Origin of the sequence: uncultured Campylobacter sp., assembly GCF_938030685.1 — a bacterium.
Classification (GTDB): Bacteria; Campylobacterota; Campylobacteria; order Campylobacterales; family Campylobacteraceae; genus Campylobacter_B.
Genome location: NZ_CALHHX010000129.1, coordinates 1 through 4,215, shown reverse-complemented (window position 1 = coordinate 4,215; position 4,215 = coordinate 1). Strand labels below are relative to the sequence as shown.

Genomic DNA, 4,215 nt, shown 5'->3' with positions numbered 1-4,215 from the left:
CAGTTTGAGGTTCTAAAATTTGTAGCGCCGTCAAGGTGACCGCCCGCTCCATGGCACTCTTCGCAGGTGATACCCTTGGAGATAGTGTGCTTTTGAAGCTCTTTTGCGTTACCCAAAGCAGCATAGAATTCTTTTTTAGTTTTAAAATCGAATTTGAATGGGTGGCAGACTTCGCAATACGAGCTGTTTGCTTGGAAAAACATCGATTTTTTGTATTTTGCAGCATATGACGCTAGACCTCTTACGTAACCGCCGTTATCGCCGTATTCCTCAAGCGTGCCCGGAAATTCCGGAGCGATCTTTTTGATCTTTTTAACCGTCTCGTCGTCTAAATTTAACGCCCAGGTTCTTTGGAATTGGTTACCGCCCGCTACGATCTGACCGGTGCCGTCTCGTAGTAAGCCGCCCTCTACGTGATAGGTTCCGCGTAGAAGCCACGCATCTACGTAGCCAAATTTAGTTCTTAAGTGCCCTACAGTAGCGTAGATTACGTCGGGAGTGATACCCTTTGGAAGGATCGACGCAGTATCCGGGCTAAATACCGGATCGGTTAGGTTATTATTGACCTCTGGGTGCTCGCCCGGGAAGCGGATAGTAGTGGCGTGGCGCGATCTGCTCCATGTCTCATACTGCGCAGGATGGCACTCGCCGCATTTTTCAGGACCTATGAATTTATTCGGAAATTGCAAAGAAGAGCCCGCAGGGATTCTATACATCATAGAGCTATAGCCCTTGCCGTCGTCTCTTTTGCTCGCTTTTGAAAAGTCAAATCCGTGACCTTCCGCAAGCCACTCCAAACCTCGGTCGTGAACGTCGAGCTTGCCGACTGTCTTACCGCCGTATTTGGTAAAAATCGGGTGATTTTTAAATAGCCAGTCATACATCTCTCGCTCTTCTACGACGTAGTCCTGCAAGGATATGACGCCTCTGCTTTGCAACGTGCCCTTAGGATTTGCGATGACGTCGCGCGATTTTTGCGACATTTCCATCTCATGCCCCATGCCTTCATCGGCACAGGCTCCTGTGGCAAAAATGCTAATACAGGCTAGCGCGCCTAGTAGCATCTTATTCCATTTTTTCATGGCTCCTCCTTTGAAAATCGAAATTTTAAATTAGCAAAGTTCTACGTTCGAAATAATATCAACAAAAAAGGGTGAAAAAGGGAGAGATTTAATGAAGTCTAAATTTAACGAAAAGAGATCGTAAATATCGCGCCTTCGTCGGAATTCGCAGCGCTTATGCTCCCTCCATTTTTTTCGATTATCATCTTGCTCATATATAGCCCTAGCCCGCTGCCCTGCTGTTTTGTCGTAAAGTGCGGCTCAAAAATTTTACCGAGCTGCGCCTCATCGATGCGGCTTGCGTTATTTTCGATCGTGATTACTCGCTCGCCCTGTTTTAAAAACGAGCGAATTTTAATCTCGCGCCGTTTAAGCGGCACGTCCAAAAACGCCTCTTTTGCGTTGTTTATGATATTTATGATCACCTGGATTAGCTCGTTTACGTTGCCGTAAAGGGTGAAATTTTCCTCTATCCGCACACTTATGTCGATGACGTGCTTTTTAAGCGAGGCGTTTAAAATTTTACGCGCCTGCTCGATCGCTTCGCCGGCGCTAAATTCCCTCTTTGGCATATTTGGATTGAAGAAATTTTTAAAATCCTCGATCGTATCGCTCATAAATTTCACCTGCTCGCCCGCGTCCTTGATGCCGCCTTCGAGCCTTTCTTTTGAGAGCTTGCCCCGCTCGTTGTAAAGCTCTAAATTTATGAGCGTGGAGCTGATCTGCGATAGCGGCTGGCGCCACTGGTGCGAGATATTGCCAATCATCTCGCCCATGAGCGCGAGGCGGCTTTGATTTATCATCAAAAGCTGAGTTTGCATCTTTAAGGTCTCGTTTTTTTTGTGAATTTTATAGATGCAAAATATACAGATCAAAAACACCGCAAGCACGCTTAAGCCGCTAACGACGAACTCTTTGGTGTGATAGAGTAGAATGCTTTTTATCGGAATTTTAAAGCTTATCATCGCGATCGTATCGCCCAGGCCGCCTTTGAAATTTCCCACATCGCCGTAGAGCTCTTGCATCTTTTTAGGCGCTGCGTTGATGCTGTGGCACTCAGTGCACGAAGGCTGGGAGTTTGTGATCGGCAGGCTCAAAAGATACGAGGCACCGCCCTTATCATAGACGATTCTGGAGTATTCTTTGTATCTATTTTCTTTAAAGCCCTCTAAAATTTCATTCTCAAACTCGCTTCCCTCGTGCTCGGGATTGAGCGGATCGGTAGCGACGAGCTTGTAGTCGTAGTTGATGTTTTCTTTAGCGAGCTGAATTTTATAAATTTCGCGCGTTATGTAGGTCGAGGACATCAGCCTCGGATCGAAAAAATCCTCGCTTAGAAGCTTTTTTTCTTTAAGCTCGTTTATTAGCGGGCGCTGCACGGTCGAGACGTAATCGCGCACCGCATTCATCGTATCTAGGATATAAAACGCCTCGCGCCTCGTATCTTTTAGCGCGAGCTCGCGGTAGAAGTTAAAAACCAAAGCCGTAATTACGATATATAGCAGCACGAAAAGCGCTACGATAAATTTAAATTTATACTTCAAAGAGATACCCCACCGCATATAAATTTTTAATCACGTCCTTGCCGATCTTGCGGCGTAGCTCTTTGACGATCGCCTTAATCGCTTCCTTGCTAGGCTGCTCGAACTCCCACATGTAGTCGAATAACTGCTCGTAGGTTACGGTTTGATTTTTGCGCGCTAAGAAGTACTCCAAAAGCTTGCTCTCGCTTTTGGAAAGATGACAGGCGCTGTCTTTGACGTAGATGATCTTTTTGGCAAAATCATACTTCAGCTCGCCGCTTATGCTAAATATCGGCGCGTGATTTATCAGCTCCGCAGCGACGTCTTGCAGCGCCTTTATAAAGGCGTTTTTGTCGTACGGCTTAGGCAGATACCTGGTGATTTTAAGCTCCACCGCCCGCCACAGATACTCCTGCTCGGTGTGGCTCGAAAGTATCACGATCGGCACCGAGATACCAGCAGCACGGATCTTTTTAACGACCTCTAGCCCGTCCATATGCGGCACGCCGATATCAAAAACCAGTGCGTCGTACGAACCGCTCATCGCCTCATCAAGCGCCTCCAGCCCGTCCTTAACCCCCACTACTTCGCCGAAAAACAGCTGTAGCGATTCGGTTATATTTTTTAAAATCCCAGGCTCATCCTCTAGACAAAGAACCCTTTTATTGGACAAAACGTCCAATAATTCGTAATCTTGCATTCTCTATCCGCCTCCAAGCTTAGCGCATTTCATTCTTAATCATCTCTTAAATATAACTAGACTTAGATTATATAAATTTAGCATTAAACTAACGTTAAAAAATATACCAAAGCGGTTTGCACGCAAATTTAAACTGAAAACTACCTATACGTGAGCTTTACGTCTTGTATAAGTCGAATAAAAATATCACAAGAACATAAAAAGGTGGGGCGATAAGCTTGATATTAAATTTTACCACCTCGTAGGCGACAGATAAAAGGCAGTAAAATTCTATTTTAGAGGGGCTTGCATATGCATTTCGCAGACGAAAGGCAATCAAATCATGAAGTATTTATCAACCCCGCGCTATCGGCGAGATAGAATTTTAAAATTTAGCCCAAGCTGAGCATACTAAAAGTTAATGCGAATGCTCCATCTTTGAGTGATCCATGCCGCCGTGATCCATGTTCTCCATCGAGCCATGATTCATATGCGAATGATCCATCCCCTCCATCGAACCCATATCGTGGCTCATCCCGCTCATCGAGCCATGATCCATCATAGAATGATCCATGCCGCTCATACCGGGATCGGTCATTCCAAAAATCATCGCGACGTGTCCTAGCACCAAAAATACAATCAGCGCCAAGAAATGGAATTTAAGCCTAGTCCTAAATTCCGCTCCTTTTGCGATAACTCCGAGCTCCAAAAGTAGCAGCACCAGCGCAGGCAGCGCCGCCGCTACGTATGCCGCCAAAGCTAAGGCGTCCGCAGCACCACGCAAATGAATGACAGGCAAAATTTTAACCGCTACGTAAATGATTAATATCGTAAAATAAGCGCCGAGAATGATGCTAAGGCATTTATTGATTTTTAGAGCCAAAGAGCCCTCCTTCGCGCGGTACAAGCTAAAAAATTCGCTCGCTACTATCGCTTCTGCTAAGCCCATCGG

4 protein-coding genes are annotated in these 4,215 nt (G+C 45.8%); all 4 read right to left on the bottom strand.

The genetic code is table 11. From position 1 onward, the window contains the following. Positions 1-1,082: multiheme c-type cytochrome (locus Q0369_RS06195; RefSeq protein ID WP_298097437.1), on the bottom strand; the 1,082-nt coding region annotated here is incomplete at its 3' end. Between the two features lie 104 nt (positions 1,083-1,186). Next, positions 1,187-2,605, bottom strand: a complete 1,419-nt coding sequence (locus Q0369_RS06190) for a DUF3365 domain-containing protein (RefSeq protein ID WP_298097441.1) — start codon at positions 2,603-2,605, stop codon at positions 1,187-1,189. Beyond that, a complete protein-coding gene (locus Q0369_RS06185) occupies positions 2,595-3,284 on the bottom strand; it encodes a response regulator transcription factor (RefSeq protein WP_298097434.1) in 690 nt (229 codons plus the stop codon). Before Q0369_RS06185 ends, Q0369_RS06190 begins: the two co-directional genes overlap by 11 nt. Positions 3,285-3,681: 397 nt before the next feature. After that, on the bottom strand, positions 3,682-4,215 hold a 534-nt coding region (locus tag Q0369_RS06180), incomplete at its 5' end, for a DUF6803 family protein (protein WP_298097431.1).